This is a genomic window from Vibrio sp. RE86 (genome assembly GCF_013114545.1).
GTDB lineage: Bacteria > Pseudomonadota > Gammaproteobacteria > Enterobacterales > Vibrionaceae > Vibrio.
Map to the genome: position 1 here is coordinate 134,491 of NZ_VTXI01000001.1, position 26,534 is coordinate 161,024.

A 26,534-nucleotide genomic window follows, 5' to 3' on the forward strand; every position below is an offset into this window, starting at 1 on the left:
GTGAAGAAGCTAAGAAGTATTGAAGATGTTCAGACTATCTCGAAGTCTGTAAAACACGTTTTGACACTATTTAGTGGTGGTTTAGATAGCACCTACTTATTAGAGCTACTGAAAGAGTCGCAAGTAAAAGTGACCGCTGTGGCGATAGATCTAGGTGAAGGGATTGATCAGTCGAACTTACAACTGATCGCTGACCACTACAGTGTCGATCTGAAAATTGTCGATGCTCAGCAAGAGTTCGTTGAACACAGTTTGGTGTCCGCAATTCAATCTCAAGCACTCTACATGGGGGACTACCCTGTTAGTTCTTCGTTGTCTCGCCCGATCATTGTAAAAAAAGCCGTTGAACTTGCTCAGCAACTCGGCTGTGAGGCGATCATCCACACTGCAAACCAATCTCAAAATAGCTTACGCCGACTCAATGGTGCTATTGAAGCCAGTGGCTACAAGGGCTATTACGGCTCTCCGTATGAATACACAGCTTTAACGCGTGATGAAAAATCAGCAGCGCTGTTCCATTCAGGTTTAGTCGGCTTTAAATCACGAAATGTGAGTGGTGATGCCAACCTTTGGTGCCGTGAATTTGAATCGGGTGTTCTGGATGACCCTGAATCATTTGTCTTGTCTGAGTCTCTGTTTACTTGGTCGAAATGGGATACCAGTAAGCAGCTTGATAAAAACCAAATCAAAATAGGATTTCGTAAGGGGTATCCAGTCACGATCAACGATCTGCCGATGTCTCTTAAAGAACTGATTGCTTTCATTAACAACCACGTTGGCGCGTATGAAATCGGTCGATATGTAGGATTCGACCACCTAGATGAAGATGAAAAAGTGTTAGAGGTGCGTGAAGCACCCGCCGCAAACATCCTCATGAAAGCATATAAGTTGCTGGAAACAGCCACTCTTCCTACTGATGTTCTCAGAGCAAAAGCGATGCATAACGAAATGTGGACCCAAGAAGCTGTCGAAGGCCGATGGGGAAGCTTACTGCAAAGCTCGTGCTATGCGTTCATCGCTCACACTGCCGAGTCTATCTCTGGCAGTGTTCTTTTTTCACTATCACGCGGACAAGTGTTGGCAACCAGTATTGTCGCTGAGCACCCTCGTTATCTGCGTGATAGAGATGCATGGGAGGTTCAGGTTGCTCAGCAGCGTAGCCAACGAACCCTCACCGTATCTGATAGTAAAGCTCGACACCAAACCGTTAATTAGGGAGTAGCAGTATGGACACAGTCAAAAGCCCCTTACAGCGACATAGCTCGGTGATAGCCCGTTTGCTTGCAGATAATCACTATGTGTTTATCAGTGGTAAGCAGATGACCAACTTATTGTCGACCAATGTTGACGAAGTCATCCGATTTAAAAACTGTTGGAATCACCTAGAACGTGACCGATATATGGCTGATGGCGGAGCGTATCGCTATCGCCGATATGGTCAGTTTAACAAACTGAAATCCGGTCACCAGATCACTATGTTGCCCCACGAGCCTTACGTTCAACCTGCATATATTAATCACCTTAATGGGGATATTGAGCGTCACTTTGAACCGCTAACCGATCGATTTGTTACTTCTCCGGTTCTGGAAAAACTATTGCTACTGATGAGTGACATTTACGACGGAGTAGAAGGCCAAAAGACCAACTGGAACATTCGTTTACACCCTTATCGAATTATTGCTGACGGCGTTGAAGAAGGTCAGCCAACCCCTGAAGGTTTGCATCGAGATGGCGTGACGTTCATCGCCTCTTTGATGATCAATAAGAGTAATGCACAAGGCGGTGAAACCACGATTACCGACAGCGAGCAAAACGTTTTAGAACGAATCACATTGGATAAAACGTTCGACGTTGTTCTGGCGAATGATGAACAAACCATGCACGAGGTGTCGGCGATCGCACCTGATGAATTAGACAGATACGCGTATAGAGATGTACTGGTTATCGCGTTTACCAAAATGGAGGAATAACATGTCAACGGCTACGGGATTATTAAAAAAAGGAAGTTTTAAGTTTCCGCTGACCGAATCATTATTGCTGCTGGTGGCAATATTTTGGGGCACAAGTTACGGCTTAACAAAGAGCGCATTGGTTTACACAAGTGTGCTGGTATTTATATCGATTCGTTTCTCGATCACTTTTCTATGTATGCTACCTGTAGTGATTCGAGACTTTCGCCAAGGGCTCAATAAAGACTGGAAGATTGCCATACCGACCGGCTTTATTCTCTCGGCGATTTTTTTCTGCGAAGTGTTTGGGGTCGCACAGACCTCTGCATCGAATGCGGCATTCCTAATTAGTTTGTCGGTCATTCTTACGGCGTTTGCTGAACTGATCATCAACAAAAAACGTGTCAGCAATACGCTCTGGGCTTTGACATTATGCAGTGTCATCGGCGTACTTTTGCTCACCAGTGATCAAGGTTTTGAGTTTTCTCTGAATTCGGGTGATTACTTTATTCTCGCAGCCGCGGTGTTACGCGCTTTAATGGTCACTCTGACGAAACGATTTACGGAAGGTAAACAGATCACGACAACAACATTGACCTCATTGCAGTCTTTGGTTGTTGCGTTAGTCGCGATTGTTTGTGCGGTGAGTTATTTGCCCGCTTCGGAGTTTGTTCTCCCAACCAGTACAGAATTCTGGATCACCATTGGCTACCTAGTGCTGTTTTGTACTCTGTTTGCTTTTTATGTTCAAAACTATGCTGTCAGAAGAACATCACCGACGCGAGTATCATTGCTAATGGGTAGTGAACCACTGTTCGGAGCCATCTTTGCGATGATTTGGCTACAAGAGTCATTATCAATCTTGCAAGTAGTTGGCGGGGCGTTGATTTTGTTTAGTGTGATCGTCACATCGACGAAAGAGACCTAAGTTTTTTAAAATATCGATAGAAGCGGGCTATGGTTAGCCCGCTTTTTTTGTTTATTGGATCTTAATTTTATGCCCAAGGTGCATGACCTGTGTCGTGGCATAACCCAAACTGACAGCTTCGAATTGCTGGCTCAGTTCTTGAGCGTGTTGAGCATCTTTCGCAAGGAAAGAAACCGAATAGATAGGGCGCACAACTCCGTTGTCCAGTTCTTGAGTATCTAAGTAAGAAGAGGTGACTAACCCTGCCTGGTTTAAGCTGATGACACGTTGTAAATCAATGCCCAAAACACGATCCATTTCTAATGCTTCGATCCCTTTTTTCCAAGTAATCGTCACCCCATAGTTGTTGTAAACCGGTGTATTGTCTAGCCACTTGGAGCCCATTGGCTGGATATCTGCAATTTTTACTAGCTCTTGTTTATAGAGTGGCAGATCTTTCAACTTGTCGTTTACCTGTTGTTCGTTGTCTGCCTCTATCACAAAGCGAAGCATCTGTACTGAACGTCCATTAAGTTGAGAACGGTAAACGAACATATCTTTGATTTCTCCTTGGGCAATCAACTCACCAAAGGCCGCTTTTTGTTCTGGCATTGTATCTAAGACTTGTTGTGCGTTGTCGGTGTTCCAAGCCAGCTCCACACCATAGTCGGCAGCTGTTGCGAGAGTAGCAGTAAATAGTGACGCGATAAGTGTTGTGATAGTAAGTGTTTTCATAGTGGTTTCCTAATTCGTTGATGTCTGTCTTTATCAAAGTTGTTGTGTGTTACCAGCGTGAACGATAGCTGCGATGGCAACCACGGCAGGTGTTTTGTGCTTGCTCTAATCCACGCTCAGCTTTTGATAGGTCTTGCTCTAAGCTCGCTTGGTAAAGAGTTTGATAACCCTGATCCATTTGAGCCAAGAGTTGTTGAAATTTTTCAGGTGAGTTCCATACCGATGCTTTGGCTTTGCTCCCTTGCTGGCTCCCTTCAGGGAAGAGTGACAGTAGAGCGTGGCTATGTTCTTTCAGTGTCTTGCTGCTTTCGCCAAGCAATAGCCAGTTTATGTCTGACTGGCTTAGTAGCTTTTCACTCTGTTTCGTAACGGAGTCGATTTCGTTAAAAGCGTTTTGACGTTGCTCAATAGTGCTTTGCTGAGCAAATGCACACAAAGGCAACACTGCAAGTAGAGTGGTTAGTGTCTTTTTCACGTTTCTTCTCCGATGAATGAGTTTGATCGATTGAGGATCATTTCCTCGCTTTAGATTTAATTTACACAGCAATAGTTGCAATTGCAACTATTGCTGTGTAAATTATTTGGAAAAGGTTGAAATGAACGAATTAGAGAGAGAAGAAAATGAAAGTATGGGATTTAGCAACACGCCTTTATCACTGGGCTCAAGCAGGACTGTTTGTTGGGTTAATGGCTAGCGGATTTAGTGGAAATGGCCCACATGTTCAGTTGGGTTTAGCTTTGTTTACGTTGCTTACTTGGAGAGTAATATGGGGATTGGTTGGTAGTGAAACCAGCCGTTTTGGTCAATTTGTACGTTCTCCCAAGGCGGTGATATTTTATCTATTCGGGCGCCAGCAAGCGGCGGCAGGTCATAACCCTGCAGGCGGCTGGATGGTAATGGTGATGATGAGTGCATTACTGCTGCAATGTATTTCGGGGTTAGCTTTGGCAGGTTTGTTGGATGGTTTACCACTGGCTCAGTACTGGTTAACAGAAGACGTCTTTGGCGCGTTGGAATCGATACATTTAGGGTTAGTTAACGTGCTTCCGGCGATGATTGCTTTGCATGTTGGAGCGGTACTGTTCTACAAATTACGTGGAAAGCCGCTCACCAAAGCGATGTTCACAGGTGTTCAAACTCGCCTAACAGGCGTTAATGGTGTGCTATTTGTATCGCAACTGCGTGCTTTGTTGGTGCTTGTTGTGAGCGCATCAGTTACCATGGCAATTATTGCATTTTCAGCATAGTTTAATGGATGACTATTACAATGAGTCAAGATTTTGATAGACAGACGAGTTTTGGTTGGTTGATTAACGTATTAGCCAACGATGCCTCAAAGCTGTTTGATAGTGAGCTCAAAAAGCATGGTCTAACAATAGCACTTTGGCCGACGCTAATGTGTTTATGGGAAGAAGAGGGCGTGACTCAAAGAGAAATCGCCAAGAAATCCAAAGTGGAAAACTCGACGACGACGCGCACCTTAGACAAACTAGAGAAACTTGGTTTAGTAGAACGTCAAGCGGATCCAGAAAGTCGTCGTTCTTTTCGTATTTACCTAACGGACGAGGGAAGGGCGCTTGAGAGTAAGCTGATTCCAATCCCTGCCAGGATAAACAATGAGTACTTGAGTGCGTTAGAGCTAAGTGAACAGAAAGAGTTGGTTCGCTTATTAAAGAAGCTGGTGGATAGAGTCTAACTCGCCCGTCGTAGCAAATTAGGTTTGAATGGAGTGTGAAATGACCAAACCACTAAATGAATGCATTGTCCCGATGTACCCGACGCTTCAAGCGTTAGATGTGAATGCACTTGAGGCTGGAGAGCATAAATTTTGGTTTGCAGTGGCAACGGATGCCATTGGTCATCCTCAAACGCTGCCAGTTCGAGTGTTTAAAGGCGACAAGCCGGGCAAACGCATCATGATTACGGCGGGTGTTCATGGTGACGAGCAAAACGGGATTCTCACGGCGCAGAAAATTGCGCGAGAGCTAGAAGGAAAAACGATCGCTGGCTGTATTACGATTGTGCCAGCAGTGAACCTATCGGGCATTGCTCGCCATAGTCGTGATTTTCATTCGGCCGCACCAGACAGCTCTTCTGCGAACTTAAATCGCCTGTTTCCAGGTGACCCAAATGGGGATGATGCGAGTCGTTATGCACACAGTTTGTGGGAAAATCTACTTAAACCTAATGCTGACTTAGCGATCGATTTGCACTCTCAAACCAGTGGTAGTGCCTACCCACTTTATGCGTTTGCTGACTATCGAATTGAGGATGCGATTCGCATGGCGAGGTTGATTAACCCCGATGTTATTTTAAATGACCCAGGTGATCCGGGCATTTTAGAGACCGTGTATAATCGAGCTGACATTCCTTCCATCACAATAGAAGTGGGCGTAGGGCGATACACGGATCTTGAAATGGTTGAGCGCGCGACAACAGGTGTGCTCAATGTCTTACGCTCGTATGAGCTTGTTCAGGGCGAAGTGCTCCAGACAGAACAACCATGTGTCGAAGGCGATAGCATTACCAGTATTCGCGCGCAGCAAGGTGGATTTGTTATTTGTCATGTCGAGTTGATGGAACGTGTTGAGCAGGGGCAAAAGGTTGCAACTCAATACAACAGCTTTGGCGATGAGATTCAGGTTTACCACTCACCGTCGCAAGGCACAGTAATTAGCCACAACGTTGAATCCGTTCGCGCACCTGGTTCACTGGTGGTAAGACTGATCAAGTGATCTCTGGTAACTGGATGCTAAGCTTTCGACCCATCTGAGTCCGAAAGCTGGGCATCCAGTAGTTCTTCATGCACCGCAATTGACTGCTCCACAATCTGACTGATCTCTTTGACTTGCTCTGGAGCAGATTCAGCGACACTACTGATAAACTCTTCGACCGATTCATTAATGTCGCTCTCTTCACGGTCTGCGGATCGTAGATTTTGATTCGTTTCGACAATTGTACTGACCATCTCTTGGCTAAATTCTGCCAACATTTCAGGCGCTTGCTCTGCGAGCGTTTCAACGATTGAGCTCGTTTCCTCTTCGAGAGAGTCACTGATGGTCACGAGGATCTTCATGGTGTTTTCTGGCTCTTTCTCTAACAACCACTCAATAACACTCTCAATTTGTTCAGTTTCCGCCAAGCGTTTTGCGATTTCGACCGACAGTTCAGGGTTGGTTAGAGTGAGTGCCCTAAACAGAGTCACCGTGTCGATGGACTCAATTTGAGCGGCTTTTTCGGCCAGTGCAGCGGTCCACTCCGGGTTACGGTTTGAAAGTTCACGAATAAACGCAATGGCTTTGCTTGGGTGCTCTTTCGCCAAAGTTTCAACTTGTTCGAGTGCTTCATCGACAAACAGAGAATGCTCTTGATATTCAGTTCGAGGGTCGAGCTCTTCATGAATCGAAGCCGGGGTGTGCATGACAAAGCTCTCTTGTTCCTCGACAGGCAGCGCTTGGCGCACTGACATACGATAGATAGTGAACATGATAAGGGCAATATCGACGAAAATGATAAAGCCAAACAGCGCACTATCATCAATTCTTTGCATCAAAATTGAGGCGGTATAGGGACCGATGATTGAGCCAATGGCATAGATGCAGAGTAAGCCAGAAAGCACGGGCACGAGTTGGGATTTGATTGCTCGGTCAAAGGTTTCTGAAATACTCAGTGGGTAAAGACAGGCGATTAATCCCATCGTCACTGCGACTAACATCAGCGGAGCGAATTGCCAACCGAGCTCAAGTGAAACTGGTAGAGCAAAGCTAGTCACGGCGAGGACAAAACAGCCAAATAGAATCACCTTACGTCGCTCGAACTTGTCGGAAAGATAACCCATAGGCAATTGAAGCAAGATACCGCCAGCGGTTGCTGCTCCCATAAAGACAGAGAGTTCAAACCCTGTGATCCCTTGCTCACCAGCGTAAACGGGTAACATGTTAGCGATAGTCGAGTATAGGATGCCACACACGAAGCAGGTCACAAATCCAAGCGGAGATAGGGTGTAAATGGACCGTAAAGGCATAGATTCGGTTTCTTCTATTTGAGGTTCAAACTGAGAAACAAACACCACAGGCGATACAGAAATACTGAACAAGACACCACATAGGATAAACAGTGTAGTCTCGCTAGGCGGCGCCAAAGCCAAGCCAAACTGGCCTAAGGTAATCGCACTAAGAATGACGACCTGGTTAAACGCTAGGATCTTACCTCGGTTAGATTCACTAGAAACGCTGTTAAACCATGTGTCTAGAGTCGCGGTGGCACACGCAATACAAAATCCCATCAGTGCACGCATGATGGACCATACCCAAACCTCCTCACTTAAACCCATGATCAAAATTGCACTTGCGCCTAAACTGCCACACATAGCAAAGGTACGCACTAAGCCGATTTGCCTCAGAACTCGTTTCCCGATGATAGCGCCCAGCAAGAAGCCGACCGAGTACATAGACAAAATAAAACCGATCGATTGAACACCGACTTGTTCTGCCGCCAGTTTGACTGGGAGCAGGATGCCGCTCAGCCCATGGCTGCTCATGAGCAAGAACGAGCTGATGAAGAGGAGAGTCAATGGACGCAGGGTTGCAGTGATGGTCATATAGCTCGAATGAATCCCTTTAAAAGTGATTTATTTATTTGATACCGATTTACATGGAGTTTGAAACATTGAGTATACCTAACTGCATACCATTCTGAAATTTATTGGTATCAAAAATATAACATACTAGATCTGTTCGTTTACATGGCGGGTTATTTTGACTTTTAATCCACTAATGGTGAATAAAATTTCATTTATCGCTTGTTTTGGGATTTTTTATCGATATAATCGCTCTCATTGAAAAGTTATTCACTAAATGTGATTTTGTAGTCATCTAGGGAGCCGTCAGATGAGCGATACACTTCTTGCCCAAGAGAATCATAAGACAAACAGAAACTTATTAATGTTTGCGATTCCATCACTGTTGGGTTTGTTCTTTTTCCTTGCACCATTAACGTACGATGGTAACTTTACTTTCCCGCTAGCGCTGATGGCGAAAGGGGTTAAAGCCGTATTGGGTGATGCCATTTTACCTACCGTAACAGGTGTGATTTGTTTCTCTGCGATTGCATCGATTGCAGCAAGTCTAATCAAGCCAACTTTTGTGACTCAATCTCCTCTGCTTACTAGACTTTTTGTACTATCGCCAACATGGTTAGTGATTCGTTCACTGGGTGCGGCATTTACTTTGTTAGCGCTCCACCAGATTGGTCCTGAGATCATTTGGAATGGCAACACGGGTGGACTGGTTCTGAATGACCTTCTACCGTCTCTGCTTGTGACGTTCTTCTTAGCGGGTCTATTACTGCCACTACTGTTGAACTTTGGTCTTCTAGAGTTGCTTGGCACGATGCTCAGCAAGCTGATGCGTCCAGTTTTCCGTCTACCAGGTAGAGCTGCGATTGACTGTATGTCTTCATGGTTAGGTGATGGCACGGTAGGTGTTATCCTGACAAGTAAACAGTACGAAGATAAGAAATACACGGCGCGTGAAGCGGCAGTTGTCGCAACAATGTTCTCACCTGTTGGTATCTCGTTCTCTCTTGTAGTACTGACTCAAGTTGGTCTGGCGAACTACTTTGTTCCATTCTACTTCGCAATCTGTCTGTCAGGTGTTGTGGCAGCAATGGTGATTCAGTTCCTTCCACCTCTGTCTTACAAGAAAGATCTATACATCGATGGTACTGCGCCTAACCGTGATGATGAGTTAGTTCCTGCAGGCAAAACCACAGTGGGTTACGGTCTTGAACTTGCACTTAAACGTGCAGACAAAGTGAAAAACCTAGGTTCGGTCGCGAAAGAAGGTATCAGCAATGCGTTAGATATGGTGTTTGGTGTACTACCGGTGGTTATGGCGATTGGTACTCTTGGTCTTATCGTTGCAGAAGCGACACCAATCTTCTCACTATTGGGTGCGCCGTTTGTCCCTCTTCTAGAAATGCTAAATGTGCCAGAAGCAGCTGCGGCAGCAGAGACAATGTTAGTTGGCTTTACAGACATGTACGTTCCATCAATCATTGCAGCATCAACCATCAATACTGACCTAACGAAGTTTGTGGTAGCAGCGCTTTCGGTTACTCAGCTTATCTTCATGTCAGAGACAGGTTCAGTGATTCTAAGCAGCAAGGTGCCAATTAACTTCCTAGAACTTGTTGCTATCTTCCTACTGAGAACGTTAGTAACACTGCCAATCATTGTTCTAGTGGCTCACGCAATCTTCTAAAAATTTAAAATGATAAATAAAAAACCGATACGCTTAGGCCTATCGGTTTTTTTGTTTATCCAGATTGGAATAGGTCTTTTTAAGCCAGTTCAATCTCGACATCACTTTGAACTTGGCTTGAGCAGGCTAGCGTATAACCATTGGCAATATCTTCTTCGCTCAAGGTTTCAGTGCTGGTGCGCGAGACCTCACCTTTAGTCACCTTACACTTGCACGAACCACACATACCGCTGCGGCAAGCGATGATGATTGGCACGCCGTTCTCTTCCAATACGTCTGCAAGGGTAGAGCCTTGAGTGACTTCGGTTGCGACGCCAAACGCGGGTACTTCAAATTGAACCACACCATCGGATTCGCTTTCCGAATGAGCTTCGATCGGGGTGAAGCTCTCTTGATGGAATTGCTCAGGAGCGACACCCAGCGCTAAGGCACTGCTTTCCATATCTTGCATAAACTGAGTCGGGCCACATAGGTAGACAGTGCGTTCAGCAATATCTGGGCAAAGTGTATTCAGCCATTCTTTGTCGAGTCGTCCCTGGGGATGACGTGTACCACTATTATCTTTAAGCAATAGTTTGAAATCGAAGTTGTCATTAGCAGCATCCATCGACTCTAACTGATCAAAGTAGATCGTTTTGTCTGCGCTTTTTGCCATATGGATAAAGGTAATGTCGATACTCTCTTTATCCCGAAGCCAAGTTGAAGCCATCGACATCACAGGGGTGATACCACAGCCTGCACTAAGCAAAGCGACCTTTTTCTTTGGTGGGCAATCGACACTATTAAATGGTCCTGTAGGCGCTAATACATCGACAGCGTCGCCAATATTAAATTGGTCGATGACGTGATTCGACACAAGACCACCGTCAACGCGTTTAATCGTAAGTTTTAGATGATCATCGCCGGGCATTGAAGAGAGGGAATAAGCGCGGTATTCCATTTTCCCATTCAACTCGAAGCCGAGTGATACAAACTGTCCTGGCTTAAAACCACTAAAGTGAAGGTGACTGCCATCGGCCGCCTCAAGTTTGATGCTAACCGTATCGTCCGTTTCGTCCCATTTATCGACGCAACGCATTTTTGCAGATTGATTATTTTGCCATTCAATAAACATCGTTTCTCTCGTACAAAAGCGCCCAATACAAAGAGTAAAATACTCTAAGCATCGGGCGTGATCAGTGAAGGGATTAAGCCGCTAGGATAGTTTTTAGGTCTTCTTCTACGTTGCCAATGCTGCGCATATCGAACTTATCTTGAATGACCTTGATTAGGTTGTCCGTTAAGAACGCAGGCGCAGTTGGGCCGGTGTAAATGCCTTTCACGCCTAGAGCAAACAGAGTCAGTAGAATCACGATCGCTTTTTGCTCGAACCAAGATAGGACAAGAGTCAGTGGTAGCTCATTAATGTCACAATCAAATTCTTTAGACAGAGCAAGCGCAAGCTGAATTGCTGAGTACGCATCATTACATTGGCCAACATCAAGAAGACGTGGAATGCCGTTGATGTCGCCAAATTGATTCTTGTTGAAACGGAACTTACCACACGCAAGAGTTAGAATAACGCTGTCTTCTGGTGCTTGTGCGGTGAAGTCGGTGTAGTAACTACGTTCAGATTTATCACCGTCACAACCACCGACTAGGAAGAAGTGTTTGATGTTGCCCGCTTTTACTTCTTCAACCACGGCTGGTGCAGCTTGCATTAGAGCGTTGCGGCCAAAGCCTACTGTGATCATTTGCTCAATTTCATCGTGCTGGAAGCCGTCTTGTGCAAGTGCACATTCGATCACTTCACTGAAATCGTCACCTTCAATGTGCGCCACTCCAGGCCAGCCCACAATGCTGCGAGTGAATAGGCGATCGGCATATTGACCTACGTTAGGGTTAAGCAGACAGTTTGACGTCATCACGATGGCACCAGGGAAGTTCGCAAACTCTTTTTGTTGGTTTTGCCAAGCGCTTCCGTAGTTACCTACTAAGTGAGGGTATTTGTTCAGCTCTGGGTAACCGTGTGCAGGTAGCATCTCGCCATTGGTGTAGACGTTGATGCCTTTGCCTTCGGTTTGCTGAAGAATCTTCTCAAGATCATGAAGATCGTGGCCTGATACTAAGATCGCTTTGCCTTTGACTGTCTTCACGTTAACCGCTGTCGGCTCAGGGTGACCAAACGTTTTGGTTTCACCGTGATCGAGCATTTCCATCACTTTATAGTTCATTAGGCCGATCTGCATTGAACACTCTAACAATGCATTAAGATCTTCAGGATCGGTACCCAACCACGCCATGATTTGGTGGTATTCGGCAAAGATGTCATCTGAAGTTTGCTCAAGAACGCGTGCGTGTTCCATGTAAGCAGCCGCACCTTTTAGGCCATATAGACAAAGTAGGCGCAGGCCGATGACATCTTCACTGATCGTTTCGTAACCACGGTTAACCGCAACTTGAGGTGCGTAAGCAAGGATTTCTTCAGCGCTAGCAGGAAGCTCAAAGTCAGCAACTGCTGGCGCCTCTTCAAGCGCAACGTCTCCCAGTTTTGCTGCGGCTAACGTTTGCTCTTTTAAGCGAGCTTTGAATTGGGCAGCTAGCGCAGAGAGTTCAAGAATACGTGCTGGGTCGAAGTTAACGTTGGTCAGCGTAGAGAAGAAAGCTCGCGGTGCCCATTGGTTAATCTCAGCGTCGATGATGTCGAATTTTTTCGCTTGCTGAGCCCAGTAAGAGACACCTTGCAGCGTGTAAACCAAAACATCTTGAAGATCAGAAACTTCAGAGGTTTTCCCACACATACCTTGTGCGAATGAGCAACCTTTAACGGTTGGGGTTTGAATAGTCTGTTCACATTGAATACAGAACATAGCGTGTCTCCAGTAACGATTATTTAATTATCAGCGGTTTGTTGCGCTTCGTTTTAATATGTCACTGTAAAAGCAGGGATTGTGCCAAAGTTTAAGTATTTGATTTTATTTAAATAAATGGATCCTTGTTTTGGCTCTTGTTGTGAAAAGGACAACGGCACTGATGTCTTTTTTACAACAATGGGCCGCGCCCAGTTAGAGGTTGATATCGAACTTTTTACCCATGCGGTATAGATTGCCCCGATCCATCTGTAGAAAATCAGCGGCTTTTGCCCAAGTTCTATCCGATTTATCAAGAGCATGGTTAATGAGCGCCTTTTGATATTCTTCGACAAGCGCTCGCATGCCAACACTGTGTTGCGGAAAGTATTTTGATGTACTTTTTACACTGATACTGTGATTGTTCAGTTCGAAGTGATGCAAATTGATGATGTGTTTCTGCTCTTGGATAGCTCTCAGCGCAGATCTAGTTAGCGTATGTTCAAGCTCACGTACATTACCGGGCCAGCTTTGTGTCTCTAGTCGGTTTAGGGCTTTAGGATGTAAGTGCAAGTTTGGAATATTGAACTGATTACGCACTTTTTCAAGTAGATAGCCCGCAAGTACGGGAATATCCCCCTCGCGTTTTCGAAGTGGGGGAACGGCGATAGGAAAGACGTTCAAGCGATGGTAAAGGTCTGCTCGAAACTGCCCTTGTTCAACCTCGTGTTCAAGGTTGCGGTTGGTGGCAGCAATGATGCGCACGTTGACCAGTAGGTGTTTATCACTACCGACGCGTTGCAGCTCACCTTGCTGAATCACCCTTAGCAGCTTGGCTTGCAGTAACAGCGGAAGTTCGCCCAGTTCGTCTAGGAAAATCGTTCCGCCATCGGCGAGTTCAAATTTACCTGCTCGAGAGCTATTAGCGCCGGTAAAGGCCCCTTTGACATGGCCAAACAGCTCACTCTCCGCTAACCCTTCTGGTAAAGCGGCGCAGTTAACGTAAATCATGGGTTTATCACTGCGGTGAGATTGGGCATGAACGCTATGAGCGACCAGTTCTTTACCCACACCGGTTTCACCTGTAATGAGCACGGCGTAATCAGATTGAGCCACCGTGGCGATGTTGTTACGCAGCTGGTGGATTTGAGGGCTGACGCCAACCATCTCACCTTCTTTAGAGCGTGCTTGCTGGATTAACGTCTCAGTGACGTGTTTTTGCTTCTTGTTCTGTGCTTTTAGGGCTTTGATTTGACCAATATTACGCAAGGTAGCGGCGGCAAGTGCGGCGAAAGTTTCAATGGTAATTGGGTCAATGGCGTCAAACGCGCCAACGGTTAGCGAATCTAAGGTTAACACCCCCACCAATTGTCCCTCGACGTATAGGCTGCACCCGAGGCAATCATGCACATCGAGCTCTGCTTCCTCACTCAGCAAAATGCCACTAAAAGGATCAGGCAGTTCACAGTTTGCATCAAATCGAACCGGTTCTTTGCTCTGCATTATGACTTCAAGGCGAGGATGAGCTTTAGGGAAGAAGCGTCGTCCAAGTACGCTACTGCTCAGCCCTTTCACGGCGACGGGAGTAAGAAAGCCATTTTCATCAAGAATGAACAGCGCACTGGCATCACAAGGGAAAACCTGATCGATACCATCAATCAAATGTTGGTACTGCTTTTCGCTGGTGAGGTTTGAACTCAGGTTTAGCGCGATGTCGAGCAGCACTTTATTCGTGTTTTGGTGCATTGAAGATACTCAGGCAAAGAAGTGTGACAGCATCCTAACAAGCGGTTGTCATTTTCACATCGTACTAACGGATATAAACGCCGTACCATTGATGTGGGTCAATCGAGGAAGAAGAGCCATTTACTCATTCCATTTGGTTATCACGCTTATACGAGGGATTCATTATCTTGCTCAATCAGGTAGCTGTTAGCATGTGGGTTCTTTCATTAGCCTACATGGTAGAACGGCTCAACCCTTTGAAATGGAAAGCTGAAACGAATTAAGTGCCCCATGAAAAAATCCGTTCTAATCGCCTCTCTATTTTGTTTCCCTGCGCTCGCGGACATTACTGAAACTATTGAAAAATATACGGATATATTTGGTGTTAGTTTATCTAGTGTGGATGGGGAAACCGTCTATACGCTTGATGCAAATTACGATATTAACGATAACCTAAGAGTTTTTGGTGATATTGATACTGAATCAAGCTGGGAAGCGGGTGTGGGTTATTCGTTTTGGTCAGGGGAAGATTATTATACAGAGAACACACTGTCGGTTTCAGATAACAAATATTCGACGGGAATATTTGCAGTAAAAGCGATAACGGACAAATGGTTAGCGATTGGGGATATTAATTACAACTATAGATTGGACGTTGATGACCCCGTTTGTCAGTGGTTTGACGCCTGTAATGGCAATCCTCTAGATATGGTTTACAAACCTTCAGAAACCATTGACTACAGTGTTGGTGCGATGTGGAGTGCTCATCAATACGTTGATTTAATGTATAAATTCAACCAAGAGGTAGGGTTAGCTAAAAACGAGCTCTCTGTGTTGGGTGAACGACTGCCATTAAGTGAGCGAACCAACATCATCTATCATGAAGCTGTTTTGTATCTGAATACCAAATATTTACGTCCATCAATCACTTACACAATGAGTGAAGATTTTGAGAATTACGTTGAGTTTGGTCTTACTTTTAATTTTTAGTCACTACAGTCGATAAAAACACGTTTTAAGTCCCTTAATTGGGACTTTTTTGTGCCTGATGGTTGGTCATTCCATTTGGTTATCACACTAATACCTAACGTTCATTATTTTTACTCGACCAGCGTGATTAATATTTACTCATCCAAGCACGGACGCAATTGTTAACTTTGAAACATAGAGTAAATTATGAAAAAGACCCTTATCGCTTTAACTGTTACTGCTACTTTCTCACTTACGGCTTTTGCGGCTCCAGTGCAGGTTGACCGTGAACTTGCTAACTCATACACCGATCAGTTAATTGAAACCCAGATGACACAAATTGATGCATCGGTACTAGCACAACTTAATGCTCAAAGCAGCGACGTAGCCGTGATTGATGATGTGGTTTATGAGAAACAGTCTGATGGCACATGGGCGGCAGTTGGCGCTGCGTCGGCGGCTCTGGTTGCTGGGTTACTTAGCACTTCTTCTAGTTCTGACAACAGTGTAGCTCCTGAGCTTCCAATACACGGTAGCCCAGACCATTTACCTCATGAAGCTCCAGTTAATCCGATTGAAACTGAAGGCTTACCTTCACTACCGCTTCCAGTCGACATTGACAACCCAAATGTAAAATGGGGAATGGTAGAGGTTCAAGATACGACGTACATCACTAAAGATGGCCAGTTAGCCTTTGCAGTACACGGTGGAGTGATCTTCGATGTGAATAGCTACGAGCCAGTCGGCCAAGTACATACACGCCCAGATGGTAAAATTTACAAGATAGAACTCAATGGTGCGGAAGTTCTTGTGACGAATCGTATTAAGAACGGCGCCGAGATGACGGTGACAAGACAGGACGGTTCTTCTTTTGATGTGATTTGGACTCAGCAAGGTGGCATTGTTATCGCAGGCACGCCAGACCGTCCAGTAGAAGGTGTTCCTTCGCTACCGCTACCAATTGACCCTGAAAACCCAATCTTCGAGGGTGAAGGGACAGGCAATGTGAAAGTGTTCGTTGATATGCAAGACAGTGGCATCATTGTGTTCAGAGATGCAGACGGCAATCAGCTAGGTCGTGTAGACAGACATGGCGATGTATATGTTAATGGTAACAAAGTGGGCACGGCTGAGTACCATGGTCATAAGAACAACCAGATTACGATTTCTTTAGATAATGGCGCAACCATTAACTACAAAGGCTTCAATGAAAAGAATAAGTCGGGACAAATTGTTCGTGCCAATGGTGACGTATACAACTGGACACCAAAGCATGGTTTAGTTCCAGCTGGTGGTGAACCGGCGAACCCTGTGCCTTCAAACCCAATTCATGATACCCCTGATTGGGAAGTGGATGAGCGTACAAATGGTTCTTACGAAATCTATCGTGATGGTGTGTCAGTAGGCAACGTTAAACATGATAGCGACTCTGAAAATGGGCGCACAAATTTAACTGTGGTGACTGGTAACCAAGGTGGAATGGTTATTGTCGAAACGGACACAACGGGTAACGCACGCGAGTTAGTAGGTGTTACTGCTAACGAACAAGCGAAAGAGACCATCAAGTCTATTGCTAAACAGCCTCGCTTTGATAAGGTTCGTAGCCAGGTTCAATCGCGAATCAACTAAACTGAAACCCTATTATTGCCACTCTTCGGAGTGGCTTTTTTTGTATTAAACCTAATCCACTTTAAACTGCTGGCGGTAATGATTCGGCGATACACCGACTAAACGTCGAAAGTGGTGTCGTAATGTGACTGCATTATCAAACCCCGCAAGATTCGCCAATTGCTCAACGGAGATGGTTTCAGTCTCAAGCAACGATTTTGCCCGTTCGATCCGTTGTTGAATCAGCCACTCTTTTGGTGACATGTTAAGACTAGAACGAAACTTTCGATCAAAGGTTCTGCGCGACATATTCGCTTTGCTGGCAAACAAGTCGACAGTAATTGCTGAGGTAATATTGCTGTTGGCCCAATCCATAGCGGCTGAAAACTGATTGGGTACTTCTAAGATTGGCGTATCGACAAACTGCGCTTGCCCACCACTTCGATGAGAAGAGACCACAAGGCGCTTGGCCACTTGATTGGCGATCTCGTATCCAAAATCTTGCCGAATCACTGCAAGCCCTAAATCAAGTGCCGACGCACTGCCTGCTGAACAACCAATCTGACCATCAAAGGTGTATAAGGTATCTTCTTGATAGAGTGCATTCGGGAACTGAGCTTTGAATGCTTCTTCATACATCCAGTGCGTCGTTGCTTTCTTTCCATCCAAAAGTCCTAGCTTTCCGAGTAAAAATGCACCCGAACAAAGGGTCAATATTCGCTTGCCGTCCTGAGAAAACTGCAGCACTTGTTGTTTGATGATCTCTGGAATCGGACCATCACCGGTAGGCCAACCAGGGATGATCAAGGTGTCGTATTCGGAGAGGGAAGGCTGATATTGGGTACGAATGGTGATTTGACCTGTGGCCTGAATATCGCACTCTTCCATATTAATGACATCGGTCTGATACCAAGGGTCAAACTCTGGTCTGGGTAGAGCGAACAGTTCTATGGCGCAAGACATTTCAAATAGGGTGGCATTTGAATGGGCCAAAATAGCAACCTTGATCATCTCTACTCCAAAACGTGGTGGACTTTAATTGGCTTATTATTATCGATAATTGTCTTTTAAGCCAATGTTGGTGTTGGTGGCTTATAGGCACTATGAAGCTCAATTCACAAAAACGCCGACAAGGAGAAAGTCATGAGTAGTGCCGTATCGAGAGTACCAGCCGCAGAGAGTGAGGAAGCGTTAGCGCATTTTGAGCGTCTATTGAAATTTGAAACGGATTGTTGGGATGTTCACCATGCGTTGAGTAATGGCCTGCAAGATTTTGTTTTGATTGATGTTCGAGGAGAGGAGCTTTTTGCTCAAGGACATATTGCTGGTGCAATTAACATTCCCCACCCACGCCTAAACGAGAAGCGATTGGCAGAATTTCCGCGAGACACTCTGTTCGTTGTTTACTGTGCAGGCCCGCATTGTAATGGAACAGAAAAGGCTGCTATTCGCTTGGCCAAACTGGGAAGACCGGTGAAAAAAATGATTGGCGGTGTAACAGGTTGGATTGATGAAGGTTTTCAATTGCAGCCATTGGATAATGTATGCACAAAACGCATAGCCTAATTGATTAAATATCATTTGAGTCATTGCGCGAGGATCTCTACACTTCGCGCTCATTTTAAACCCTGCTGAGATTATGAATCATGTTTTCTCAATCACTTTTCGCTCAGCTAGCGAGAATGACGCTGTTACTTGCGCTCTCTTTAGTTGTTGTTCATCACTCTCCCGCTTTGTTGGAGTTATTGGCGCAACAGGCTATTGATAGCGGTTGCCACCAAACAACCAGCGGCGAACACGACCATTCTCACCACCATCATCATTAAGGTTATTCGATGAGCATTTTTCGATTTCCACTTATGGTTTGGCTAGGAATTGCCATTCTTATTACCAGTCTCGGGATCAGACAGTCTTTCGGTATCTTTATGATGCCAATCTCTGACCATTTTGCGACGGGGCGAGAGTTCTTTAGTTTTGCTATCGCACTGCAAAACCTATTGTTTGGTGCGTTCCAACCGTTTGTTGGTATGGCAGCGGACCGCTTTGGTGCGAAAAAGATCATAATTTCAGGTGCGATTGCTTATGCACTGGGCTTGTACTTAACTTCTATTGCTGTCGAACCAACCATGCTTTATTTGTCACTAGGTATGCTTGTCGGGCTAGGTTTAAGCGCAACCAGTTACGTGATTGTGCTTGGTGCAGTGGCCAAAGTAGTGCCTGCAGAACACGCAGCGAAAGCATTTGGCTTAACGACCGCAGCTGGCTCTTTCGGTATGTTTGCGATGATCCCAGGTGCGCAAGCTTTGTTGTCTGATTTTGGTTGGCAGGGTGCATTAAATGTATTCGCGGTGCTTTGCTCAACCATGATTGCTTTTGCGCTGTTTATGCGCGCACCAAAATCGAGTGAGAAAAAAGCTCAGACTCAAGAAGACAATCAAACGCTTAAGCAGGCGTTAAAAGAGGCATTTGCTCACAAAGGGTATTGGTTAATTCATGCTGGCTTCTTTGTGTGTGGCTTCCATGTAATGTTTATTGCGACCCACTTGCCAAGCTACTTAGCAGATAAAAACCTCTCTGCTCAGACAGCGGCGATGGCGCTGGCCTATGTCGGTATTTTCAATATTTTTGGCTCCTACTTCTGGGGTGTTATGGGTGACAAATATAGTAAGCGTCATGTGATGTCGGCGCTGTACTTGGTCAGAACCGTGGTTATTGCAGCCTTCGTGACTTTGCCCGTTACGGATTACACAGCTGCGATCTTTGGCGGTGCGATTGGTTTCTGTTGGCTTGGTACTGTGCCATTAACGTCTGGATTAGTTCGACAGATCTTTGGTGCGAAGTACCTATCTACCTTGTATGGATTGGTGTTCTTTACTCACCAAGTCGGTAGCTTCTTAGGTGCATGGGCGGGCGGTCGTATCTACGATTACTATGGTTCATATGATCCAATTTGGTGGTCTACCGTTGTATTGGCGTTTGCCGCTGCACTGATCCACCTACCGATCAATGATAAGCCTGTAACGCGTTTAGCGACGGCGTAATCTAATCATCAATAATCTTCGTACAAGAAAGCGGCCATAATGAAATGGCCGCTTTTTTGTTATGAGGAAAAGACTTTGACTAAAACGAAAGGGCTGTACTGGTTTACCAATGATCTGCGAATTCATGACAACGCATTACTAGAGTCGGCTCTTGAACACGTTGACGAATTGGTCTGCTGCTATATCTATCCTGAAATGACCCGTTTCCTTGGTCACTTCTCGCAAGAGACTCACTTGGGGGCGGCTAAGCAACGTTTTATAAGGCAATCTGTTGAGGATTTGGCGACGCGATTGGGCGAAGAAGGGATCACTCTGTTGCCATTTGAGGGCTCTTTAAAAGCATCCATTTCGACGGTCATAGAACAGAATGAGCCTACCCATCTGTTTTGTAGCCACAGTGCAGGCCATGAGGAACAGGCGATCGTTGAAGCGATCAAGTCTCAGTTCAAGGATCTGAAAGTGGTGCAACTTAGCAATAGCTCTTTGTTCCAAGAAGAAGACTTACCCTTCGATCTAGATGATTTACCTAAGACTTTTACGCAATTTAGAAAGAAAATAGAATCCGCAATCACGCCTTTGTTTTTGCCTTCAGCCCAACTTGCAACTTCAGACAATAAAACCGCAATAGACGTCTTTGACGATTCCGTTGAAGACTATTTTCTCGGAGGGGAGTCTGAGGGACTAGCGCATTGTGAACGATACTTTTCATCAGATTTACCCTCAAGCTACAAACTTACCCGCAATGGTTTGGATGGACTGACTTACTCGACCAAGTTTTCACCTTGGCTCGCGCTTGGTTGTGTAAGTCCGCTGCGAATTTACACAAGCTTAAAACAGTATGAAGCGCAAAACGGACAAAATGATTCTACGTATTGGATCTACTTTGAATTGCTATGGCGAGAGTATTTTTACTGGTACGGACGTAGACACAAATGCCGTTTGTTCGTGTTTAGCGGACTTCATGACAGTAAGCCTCTAACGACTTTTTATCCTCAACGATTTAAGCAGTGGAAAGAGGGCAGAACTGCCTTTCCGATCGTCAATGCTTGTATGAATCAGCTACGAGAGACAGGGTATATTTCAAATCGAGGCCGTCAGCTTGTCGCCAGCTGTTTGATTCATGAGCTTGGTATCGATTGGCGGTATGGCGCTGCTTACTTCGAAACACAATTGCTTGATTATGATGTGGGCTCAAACTGGGGCAATTGGCAGTACCTTGCGGGCGTCGGCGCGGATGCAAACGGTTCTAGACAGTTTAATTTAACCAAGCAGACGGAAATCTATGACCCGCATGGTGAATTTATTGAACAATGGAATGGCGAGGCTTGCTGTGAGTCACTCGATACTGTCGACATGGTTGATTGGCCGATTTTCACCAACCGATTCGGTAAATAGGGAGCGAAAATGCAATTTGATACTGTGCGTCTTATTTTGGGTGATCAACTTGACCATAACCACAGCTGGTTTGCTGAAACTGATGATTCCGTCCTCTATTTGATTGCAGAAATGCATCAAGAAGCCAGCTACGCAAAGCACCATATTCAAAAAGTGTGCGCGTTCTTTGCGGCGATGGAAAACTTCGCCAATGAGCTAAGGCAAGATGGCCATCAAGTTATCTATCTCACTCTCGACGATACCGAACGTTTTGAAGGCGTGTCCGATCTCGTTGCTCACCAAGTTGCGCAAAGCCAAGCTGTACGATTTGAATATCAAAGGCCTGACGAATTTCGCTTAGCTAATGTACTTGGCGAGATTGAGCTAACGGGTTGTGAGGTGGTTCGAGTTGAAAGTGAGCATTTTCTACTGCCGTTTGACGAAATTTCACAGCAGTTTGCCCCAAACAAGCACATCATGATGGAGCACTTCTATCGTCGTATGCGTAAGCGTTTTAATATTTTGATGGATGACGGTAAACCTTTGGGTGGTAAATGGAATTACGATGCGAATAACCGTAATAAGCTCAAACCGCAAGACATTGAAGCGTTACCTACGCCGTTACTTTTTAGCACCGACATTCGTTCACATTTGGACCGTTTAGAGCGACATAGTATCAATACCATTGGCAAAGCTGAGAGCCACCTTTTATGGCCGACTAACCGAAATCAAAGCCTCTCGTTACTCGCTCACTTTTGCCACGTTTGCCTACCATTGTTTGGTCGCTTCCAAGATGCCATGACCGCAGAACATCCAAGCCGGTGGAGCCTTTATCACAGTCGACTCTCATTCTCCCTCAACAGTAAAATGTTGAGGCCGCTAGAAGTGATAGATGCAGCGTTGTCTGCCTATGCGGCTAACGAGCATATCGATATTTCCCAAGTGGAAGGGTTTATCAGGCAAGTATTAGGGTGGAGAGAGTATATTCGCGCAGTCTACTGGGCAAACATGCCAGACTACGCCAGCAAAAATCACTTATCGGCGCAGCGTAAACTTCCCGACTATTTTTGGAGTGGCGAAACGAAAATGCGCTGTCTGAGCCAAGCCATCGAGCAATCCCTAGAGTTTGGTTATGCGCATCATATTCAGCGTTTAATGGTCACGGGTAACTTTTGCCTGATCGGTGAGGTAGACCCAAAATTGGTTGATGAGTGGTACTTGGGGATTTATGTCGATGCGATAGAGTGGGTAGAAATGCCTAACACGCGTGGCATGGCGCTTTTTGCTGATGGTGGGATCGTTGGGACTAAACCGTATGCGGCAAGCGGGTCATACATCAATAAGATGAGCGATTACTGTAAAGGCTGCCATTACAACGTGAAAGAGAAGGTAGGAGAAAAGGCTTGTCCACTCAACAGCCTCTACTGGCGTTTTATGGTTAAACATAGAGAGAGGCTTTCTCAAAACCCTCGTATAGGAATGATTTACCGTTCATGGGATAAGATGGACATTGAGTTGCAAGACAGCACTTTGGCGCAAGCAGAGCAGTATTTAGTTCAAATAGATTCATTATGAGACTTGTAAATTAAACTGCTCAGCAAGCAATAATTGTGTGCCACTTTATTGAGCAATTCGATTATCATGGTCAGACTTTGTTCCTATATTTCTTACTTATATGCTTGCTGAATGGGTTACTACCGAGGCATTGATTGCTGCTTTCCTGATATTTCTCGGTTCATTTGTACAGACTGCGATCGGCTTCGGTCTGGCGATTGTCGCTGCGCCGCTGCTATTTTTAGTCTCACCTGACTACGTGCCAGCTCCTATTTGTTTGGTGGCACTTTTCATTTCAATATTAAATGCAATGAAACACCGTGATAGCGTCGAAATTGGTGGGCTTAAAATGGCGTTAATTGGCCGTGTGCCGGGCTCTGTTGCTGGTGGTGTGCTGCTTGTCATGGTATCGACTGACTTATTGGCACTTTGGCTCGGCGCATTGGTTCTGCTCGCTGTGTTGATCAGTTTGATGCCATTTCGTATTGAGCCTACGCCATCACGCATGTGCGTTGCAGGGTTCTTCTCAGGCTTCTTCGGCACAAGTTCGGCGATTGGTGGCCCACCAATGGCGTTATTACTGCAACATCAAGAGGCAAACCAGCTGCGCGGTAATCTGTCAGCATTCTTTGTATTCAGCTCGATCATCTCTTTGATCATTCAAATGCCAGCAGGCTTTTTAACTCTCCACCATCTTTGGATCACTGTTCCCCTTATCCCTGCTGCCTGGGTCGGCTATAAACTTGCCAGATTAACCACACAATCACTGCCGAAAGAGAAAATTCGTATCGGGGCGCTGCTACTTTGTTCGGTCAGTGGCGCCACGGCCGTTTGGCAAGGACTGCAATAAAACTGGGTTTATTCATCTTACGTTAAGGAAAAATCATGATACTGGAAGTCGCAATCTTAGATGTGAAACCTGATTTGGAAGCGGAGTTTGAGCAGAGCTTTGCTAAGGCACAGGCTATTATTTCAAGTATGAAGGGCTACGTGTCCCATCAGCTGCAACGCTGTATTGAGAACCCAAGCCGCTACATTTTGTTGGTGAATTGGGAAACATTGGAAGACCACGAACAAGGCTTTAGACAGTCTGCTGAATATCAGGAATGGAAGGCACTTTTACACCATTTTTATGACCCATTCCCGACAGTAGAGCATTACGAGGCAATCTACAGTTAGATTTTCTAAAGGAGAAACAACGTGCTTAGAATTCTTGGTAACATCATTTGGTTTTTATGTGGTGGCGTGATCATGGGACTGGCTTGGTGGCTGGTTGGTTTGATCTGTTTCATCAGTATTATTGGCATCCCTTGGGGACGCGCGTGTTTCGTTATCGGTAATTTCTCTTTCTTCCCGTTTGGCCAAGAAGTGATTAGCCGAGATGAGTTAACAAAAGAGATGGATATTGGTACCAGCCCACTCGGTACCATTGGTAATGTTGTTTGGTTCTTGCTTGCGGGCATTTGGCTAGCGATTGGTCATATTATGTCAGCGGTGGCGTGCTTTATTACCATCATCGGTATTCCATTTGCGTTGCAGCACTTGAAGCTTGCCTATATCTCACTCGCACCGATCGGAAAAACCGTGGTGCCAAAAGAGCAAGCCGCCATGGCTCGCTACTCAAACATCAAATAGACCCCAAAAAAAAGACCCGCTACATTGAGCGGGTCTTTTTATTTTCAAGCTTTACTTTAGCTCTTCGCCGTAGATATCAAACGAGAAGTACTTCGCCGCGATTTTATCGTAAGTACCATTCTCACGGATGGTCTCAATCGCTTGGTTAAATTGCTGAGCGAGGGCTTCGTCATTTTTTCTTAGTGCGAGCGCAGTACCTTCACCTATGTAGGCTTTATCTGTAACGGCCTTACCCACAAACTCAAAGCCGTCACCGATCTCTTTATCTAAAAACGCCAGCGCCAACTGATCTGAATTACCAAATGTTAAATCTAAACGGCCATTTTTCAGGTCGATATACACTTCATCTTGTCCTGTGTATCGTTTGATCTCTGCTACATCACCAAACTTATCTGTCACATAACGGTCGTGGATAGTACCGCTTTGCACACCAATGACTTTGCCGTCTAGGCCGCTTTTTGTGAGCTCGACAGAAGCGTCTGAACTTGCGACAAAACGAGCCGGTGTTTGATAATACTTATCTGTGAAAAGAACACGTTTTTTACGCTCTTCGGTAATACGCATAGACGCCATAATCACATCAGACTTGCGAGCGAGTAGGCTAGGAATCAACGAATCCCACCCTTGAGAAACCCATTTACACTCAAGCTTCGCCTCTGCACAAAGCGCGTCTGCAATCTCAATATCAAAGCCAACGGGCTGACCCGATGCATCTTTATAGTTAAATGGCGGGTAAGTAAAATCCGAAGCAAGGCGAACTTCCTTTGCCAATACTGGAGTTGCAAGCAGAGCAGCAGCGCAAGCGATAGCACTAAGCATTTTGTTCATGTTCAATATCCTTATTATTTTGAGTTGATGTTCTCAGCGGGTACGAGAAGTTGCAAATGATTTCGGCAACCTCGTTCATGCTTTTTTCTGACCCGATAGTGATTCTCACGCAGTCTTTTAGGCTTGGCTCGTGGCTCTGATTTCGGGTGACGACACCGTGTTGAGCCAAGTAATTAAACAGGTTTACTTCTGGCTTGGTTTTGATCAGAACAAAGTTAGTCGAAGATGGGTAAATGGTTTCAATCCAGTCTAGCGACTCAATGCGTTGAACGAACTGCTCTCGAGTTTGGATTAAGTGTTGGGTCGACGCAGCAACTTTGCTTAGCCCCTCTTGGCTTAACGCGTTCAGTACAATTTCTGCTGAGCTGTCAGGCATAGGGTATGGAGGAACAAGTTTGAGAACAAACTCCATCACTGGTTCTGAAGCAATAATAAACCCACAGCGCACTGCCGCTAACCCGAAGGCTTTTGACAAGGTGCGAATGACAATGAGGTTCGGGTATTGGTCGATGAGGTCGACAACACTTTGACCCAGTTCGAACTCAATGTACGCCTCGTCTACAACAATCAGTGCTTTGTCTTGCGTCTGCTCTAATATCGCTTGGATCTTATCTTTAGGTAGTAATTGTCCGGTCGGATTGTTTGGCGAGCATAAGAATACGAGGTTCGCTTTGTCTGCCGCATCAATAATACTCTCGACATCCAGAGAAAAGTCCGGAGCAAGCAAAGGGCAGTCGATAGTATTAATGGACAGTGATTCCGCGCAGAACTCATACATTGCATAGGTTGGGGAACATTGAGCAATTTGATCTTTCCCTGGCTGACAGAAAGTTCGAATCAGCAAATCGATGGCTTCGTCTGCTCCGCGAACCGCAATGGTTGGCTGCGCCGTTCCACAGTAATTTTGGTAAGCAGCCGCGATATCATGGGGTAAAAAGTCTGGGTATCGATGTAAGTCAGCTTGATGCTCAGAGAAGTGAAGTGGGTGCTCCAGTTCGTTCGCATTTAGCCACAATCTACCTGAGCCCCCGATACGACGAGCAGATTGGTAAGGTATTAATTTTTTTATGCTTTCTGGTGCAAGCTTTTCTGCTATAGACGTCATTTTAATTATCCA

General features: G+C 45.4%; 26 protein-coding genes. 17 read left to right on the plus strand and 9 right to left on the minus strand.

Features of this window, described 5'->3' with window-relative positions:
* The 3 genes from F0231_RS00685 to F0231_RS00695 are packed head-to-tail and all read left to right on the plus strand — an operon-like array spanning window position 1 to window position 2,877.
* Window positions 1-1,215 carry an argininosuccinate synthase-related protein gene (locus F0231_RS00685; RefSeq protein ID WP_171757792.1) on the plus strand — a complete coding sequence of 405 codons (1,215 nt, stop codon included), beginning with the start codon at window positions 1-3 and terminating at the stop codon, window positions 1,213-1,215.
* A gap of 11 nt (window positions 1,216-1,226) precedes the next feature.
* Window positions 1,227-1,970 (plus strand): 2OG-Fe dioxygenase family protein, encoded by a 744-nt coding sequence (locus F0231_RS00690; RefSeq protein ID WP_171757793.1) that lies wholly within the window; start codon window positions 1,227-1,229, stop codon window positions 1,968-1,970.
* Between the two features lies 1 nt (window position 1,971).
* Window positions 1,972-2,877, plus strand: coding sequence for a DMT family transporter (locus F0231_RS00695; RefSeq protein WP_171757794.1), 906 nt, complete (start codon window positions 1,972-1,974; stop codon window positions 2,875-2,877).
* Between the two features lie 51 nt (window positions 2,878-2,928).
* On the opposite strand, the gene F0231_RS00700 is transcribed toward F0231_RS00695, so the two are convergent.
* Both F0231_RS00700 and F0231_RS00705 read right to left on the minus strand, forming a co-directional pair.
* Window positions 2,929-3,591: a hypothetical protein gene (locus F0231_RS00700; RefSeq protein ID WP_171757795.1), complete on the minus strand. Its 663-nt coding sequence runs from the start codon at window positions 3,589-3,591 to the stop codon at window positions 2,929-2,931.
* 49 nt (window positions 3,592-3,640) lie between these two features.
* Window positions 3,641-4,066 (minus strand): cytochrome c, encoded by a 426-nt coding sequence (locus F0231_RS00705; RefSeq protein WP_171757796.1) that lies wholly within the window; start codon window positions 4,064-4,066, stop codon window positions 3,641-3,643.
* Between the two features lie 146 nt (window positions 4,067-4,212).
* Between F0231_RS00705 and F0231_RS00710 the strand changes: the two genes are divergently transcribed.
* From F0231_RS00710 to F0231_RS00720, 3 genes are read left to right on the plus strand one after another with little or no spacing between them, the layout of a single operon-like run.
* Entirely contained in the window at window positions 4,213-4,839 is a 627-nt protein-coding gene (locus tag F0231_RS00710) for a cytochrome b/b6 domain-containing protein (protein ID WP_171757797.1), read from the plus strand.
* Between the two features lie 20 nt (window positions 4,840-4,859).
* Complete coding sequence (locus F0231_RS00715) at window positions 4,860-5,288, plus strand: MarR family winged helix-turn-helix transcriptional regulator (RefSeq protein WP_171757798.1); 429 nt, start codon at window positions 4,860-4,862, stop codon at window positions 5,286-5,288.
* Window positions 5,289-5,328: 40 nt separating this feature from the next.
* Window positions 5,329-6,327, plus strand: coding sequence for a succinylglutamate desuccinylase/aspartoacylase family protein (locus F0231_RS00720; RefSeq protein ID WP_171757799.1), 999 nt, complete (start codon window positions 5,329-5,331; stop codon window positions 6,325-6,327).
* Between the two features lie 17 nt (window positions 6,328-6,344).
* Here F0231_RS00720 and F0231_RS00725 read toward each other — a convergent pair whose 3' ends face one another.
* Entirely contained in the window at window positions 6,345-8,192 is a 1,848-nt protein-coding gene (locus F0231_RS00725; protein WP_171757800.1) for an MFS transporter, read from the minus strand.
* A gap of 289 nt (window positions 8,193-8,481) precedes the next feature.
* On the opposite strand from F0231_RS00725, the gene F0231_RS00730 reads away from it, so the two are divergent.
* Entirely contained in the window at window positions 8,482-9,855 is a 1,374-nt protein-coding gene (locus tag F0231_RS00730; RefSeq protein WP_171757801.1) for a YjiH family protein, read from the plus strand.
* Between the two features lie 79 nt (window positions 9,856-9,934).
* On the opposite strand, the gene F0231_RS00735 is transcribed toward F0231_RS00730, so the two are convergent.
* The 3 genes from F0231_RS00735 to norR form a co-directional block, all read right to left on the minus strand.
* Window positions 9,935-10,969, minus strand: a complete 1,035-nt coding sequence (locus tag F0231_RS00735) for a hybrid-cluster NAD(P)-dependent oxidoreductase (protein ID WP_171757802.1) — start codon at window positions 10,967-10,969, stop codon at window positions 9,935-9,937.
* Window positions 10,970-11,042: 73 nt separating this feature from the next.
* Window positions 11,043-12,704 carry a hydroxylamine reductase gene (gene hcp / locus F0231_RS00740; RefSeq protein WP_171757803.1) on the minus strand — a complete coding sequence of 554 codons (1,662 nt, stop codon included), beginning with the start codon at window positions 12,702-12,704 and terminating at the stop codon, window positions 11,043-11,045.
* Window positions 12,705-12,899: 195 nt separating this feature from the next.
* Entirely contained in the window at window positions 12,900-14,429 is a 1,530-nt protein-coding gene (gene norR, locus F0231_RS00745; protein ID WP_171757804.1) for a nitric oxide reductase transcriptional regulator NorR, read from the minus strand.
* A 270-nt stretch (window positions 14,430-14,699) separates the two neighbouring features.
* On the opposite strand from norR, the gene F0231_RS00750 reads away from it, so the two are divergent.
* Both F0231_RS00750 and F0231_RS00755 read left to right on the plus strand, forming a co-directional pair.
* Window positions 14,700-15,398 carry a hypothetical protein gene (locus F0231_RS00750; protein WP_171757805.1) on the plus strand — a complete coding sequence of 233 codons (699 nt, stop codon included), beginning with the start codon at window positions 14,700-14,702 and terminating at the stop codon, window positions 15,396-15,398.
* A 186-nt stretch (window positions 15,399-15,584) separates the two neighbouring features.
* Window positions 15,585-17,006 carry a hypothetical protein gene (locus F0231_RS00755; protein ID WP_171757806.1) on the plus strand — a complete coding sequence of 474 codons (1,422 nt, stop codon included), beginning with the start codon at window positions 15,585-15,587 and terminating at the stop codon, window positions 17,004-17,006.
* Window positions 17,007-17,057: 51 nt separating this feature from the next.
* Here the strand turns inward: F0231_RS00755 and F0231_RS00760 are convergent, their stop codons facing one another.
* Window positions 17,058-17,996: a helix-turn-helix domain-containing protein gene (locus F0231_RS00760; protein WP_171757807.1), complete on the minus strand. Its 939-nt coding sequence runs from the start codon at window positions 17,994-17,996 to the stop codon at window positions 17,058-17,060.
* Between the two features lie 132 nt (window positions 17,997-18,128).
* Here F0231_RS00760 and F0231_RS00765 point away from each other — a divergent pair, with 132 nt between their 5' ends.
* The 8 genes from F0231_RS00765 (at window position 18,129) to F0231_RS00800 (ending at window position 24,589) form a co-directional block, all read left to right on the plus strand.
* A complete protein-coding gene (locus F0231_RS00765; protein ID WP_171757808.1) occupies window positions 18,129-18,551 on the plus strand; it encodes a rhodanese-like domain-containing protein in 423 nt (140 codons plus the stop codon).
* 80 nt (window positions 18,552-18,631) lie between these two features.
* Window positions 18,632-18,811: a hypothetical protein gene (locus tag F0231_RS00770; RefSeq protein ID WP_171757809.1), complete on the plus strand. Its 180-nt coding sequence runs from the start codon at window positions 18,632-18,634 to the stop codon at window positions 18,809-18,811.
* Window positions 18,812-18,820: 9 nt separating this feature from the next.
* Window positions 18,821-20,026 (plus strand): MFS transporter, encoded by a 1,206-nt coding sequence (locus F0231_RS00775; RefSeq protein ID WP_171757810.1) that lies wholly within the window; start codon window positions 18,821-18,823, stop codon window positions 20,024-20,026.
* A gap of 75 nt (window positions 20,027-20,101) precedes the next feature.
* Entirely contained in the window at window positions 20,102-21,421 is a 1,320-nt protein-coding gene (locus F0231_RS00780) for a DASH family cryptochrome (RefSeq protein ID WP_171757811.1), read from the plus strand.
* Between the two features lie 9 nt (window positions 21,422-21,430).
* Window positions 21,431-22,975, plus strand: coding sequence for a cryptochrome/photolyase family protein (locus F0231_RS00785; protein ID WP_171757812.1), 1,545 nt, complete (start codon window positions 21,431-21,433; stop codon window positions 22,973-22,975).
* Between the two features lie 100 nt (window positions 22,976-23,075).
* Window positions 23,076-23,804, plus strand: coding sequence for a sulfite exporter TauE/SafE family protein (locus F0231_RS00790; RefSeq protein WP_171757813.1), 729 nt, complete (start codon window positions 23,076-23,078; stop codon window positions 23,802-23,804).
* 35 nt (window positions 23,805-23,839) lie between these two features.
* Complete coding sequence (locus F0231_RS00795; RefSeq protein ID WP_171757814.1) at window positions 23,840-24,133, plus strand: antibiotic biosynthesis monooxygenase; 294 nt, start codon at window positions 23,840-23,842, stop codon at window positions 24,131-24,133.
* A gap of 21 nt (window positions 24,134-24,154) precedes the next feature.
* Window positions 24,155-24,589 carry a YccF domain-containing protein gene (locus tag F0231_RS00800; protein WP_171757815.1) on the plus strand — a complete coding sequence of 145 codons (435 nt, stop codon included), beginning with the start codon at window positions 24,155-24,157 and terminating at the stop codon, window positions 24,587-24,589.
* 51 nt (window positions 24,590-24,640) lie between these two features.
* On the opposite strand, the gene F0231_RS00805 is transcribed toward F0231_RS00800, so the two are convergent.
* Together F0231_RS00805 and hisC are read right to left on the minus strand one after the other, a co-directional pair.
* Window positions 24,641-25,417, minus strand: coding sequence for an ABC transporter substrate-binding protein (locus F0231_RS00805; protein WP_171757816.1), 777 nt, complete (start codon window positions 25,415-25,417; stop codon window positions 24,641-24,643).
* Window positions 25,401-26,522, minus strand: a complete 1,122-nt coding sequence (gene hisC / locus F0231_RS00810; protein ID WP_171757817.1) for a histidinol-phosphate transaminase — start codon at window positions 26,520-26,522, stop codon at window positions 25,401-25,403. Before hisC ends, F0231_RS00805 begins: the two co-directional genes overlap by 17 nt.
* Window positions 26,523-26,534: the final 12 nt, after the last annotated feature.

Excerpts from the sequence above, each read along its gene's own strand:
- F0231_RS00755 (WP_171757806.1), top strand. The coding sequence starts at position 15,585 with ATGAAAAAGACCCTTATCGCTTTAACTGTTACTGCTACTTTCTCACTT.
- F0231_RS00735 (WP_171757802.1), bottom strand. The coding sequence starts at position 10,969 with ATGTTTATTGAATGGCAAAATAATCAATCTGCAAAAATGCGTTGCGTC.
- norR (WP_171757804.1), bottom strand. The coding sequence starts at position 14,429 with ATGCACCAAAACACGAATAAAGTGCTGCTCGACATCGCGCTAAACCTG.
- F0231_RS00690 (WP_171757793.1), top strand. The coding sequence starts at position 1,227 with ATGGACACAGTCAAAAGCCCCTTACAGCGACATAGCTCGGTGATAGCC.
- F0231_RS00805 (WP_171757816.1), bottom strand. The coding sequence starts at position 25,417 with ATGAACAAAATGCTTAGTGCTATCGCTTGCGCTGCTGCTCTGCTTGCA.
- F0231_RS00720 (WP_171757799.1), top strand. The coding sequence starts at position 5,329 with ATGACCAAACCACTAAATGAATGCATTGTCCCGATGTACCCGACGCTT.
- hisC (WP_171757817.1), bottom strand. The coding sequence starts at position 26,522 with ATGACGTCTATAGCAGAAAAGCTTGCACCAGAAAGCATAAAAAAATTA.
- F0231_RS00695 (WP_171757794.1), top strand. The coding sequence starts at position 1,972 with ATGTCAACGGCTACGGGATTATTAAAAAAAGGAAGTTTTAAGTTTCCG.
- F0231_RS00700 (WP_171757795.1), bottom strand. The coding sequence starts at position 3,591 with ATGAAAACACTTACTATCACAACACTTATCGCGTCACTATTTACTGCT.
- F0231_RS00760 (WP_171757807.1), bottom strand. The coding sequence starts at position 17,996 with ATGATCAAGGTTGCTATTTTGGCCCATTCAAATGCCACCCTATTTGAA.
- hcp (WP_171757803.1), bottom strand. The coding sequence starts at position 12,704 with ATGTTCTGTATTCAATGTGAACAGACTATTCAAACCCCAACCGTTAAA.
- F0231_RS00770 (WP_171757809.1), top strand. The coding sequence starts at position 18,632 with ATGTTTTCTCAATCACTTTTCGCTCAGCTAGCGAGAATGACGCTGTTA.
- F0231_RS00785 (WP_171757812.1), top strand. The coding sequence starts at position 21,431 with ATGCAATTTGATACTGTGCGTCTTATTTTGGGTGATCAACTTGACCAT.
- F0231_RS00710 (WP_171757797.1), top strand. The coding sequence starts at position 4,213 with ATGAAAGTATGGGATTTAGCAACACGCCTTTATCACTGGGCTCAAGCA.
- F0231_RS00730 (WP_171757801.1), top strand. The coding sequence starts at position 8,482 with ATGAGCGATACACTTCTTGCCCAAGAGAATCATAAGACAAACAGAAAC.
- F0231_RS00790 (WP_171757813.1), top strand. The coding sequence starts at position 23,076 with ATGCTTGCTGAATGGGTTACTACCGAGGCATTGATTGCTGCTTTCCTG.
- F0231_RS00775 (WP_171757810.1), top strand. The coding sequence starts at position 18,821 with ATGAGCATTTTTCGATTTCCACTTATGGTTTGGCTAGGAATTGCCATT.
- F0231_RS00715 (WP_171757798.1), top strand. The coding sequence starts at position 4,860 with ATGAGTCAAGATTTTGATAGACAGACGAGTTTTGGTTGGTTGATTAAC.
- F0231_RS00725 (WP_171757800.1), bottom strand. The coding sequence starts at position 8,192 with ATGACCATCACTGCAACCCTGCGTCCATTGACTCTCCTCTTCATCAGC.
- F0231_RS00795 (WP_171757814.1), top strand. The coding sequence starts at position 23,840 with ATGATACTGGAAGTCGCAATCTTAGATGTGAAACCTGATTTGGAAGCG.
- F0231_RS00750 (WP_171757805.1), top strand. The coding sequence starts at position 14,700 with ATGAAAAAATCCGTTCTAATCGCCTCTCTATTTTGTTTCCCTGCGCTC.
- F0231_RS00765 (WP_171757808.1), top strand. The coding sequence starts at position 18,129 with ATGAGTAGTGCCGTATCGAGAGTACCAGCCGCAGAGAGTGAGGAAGCG.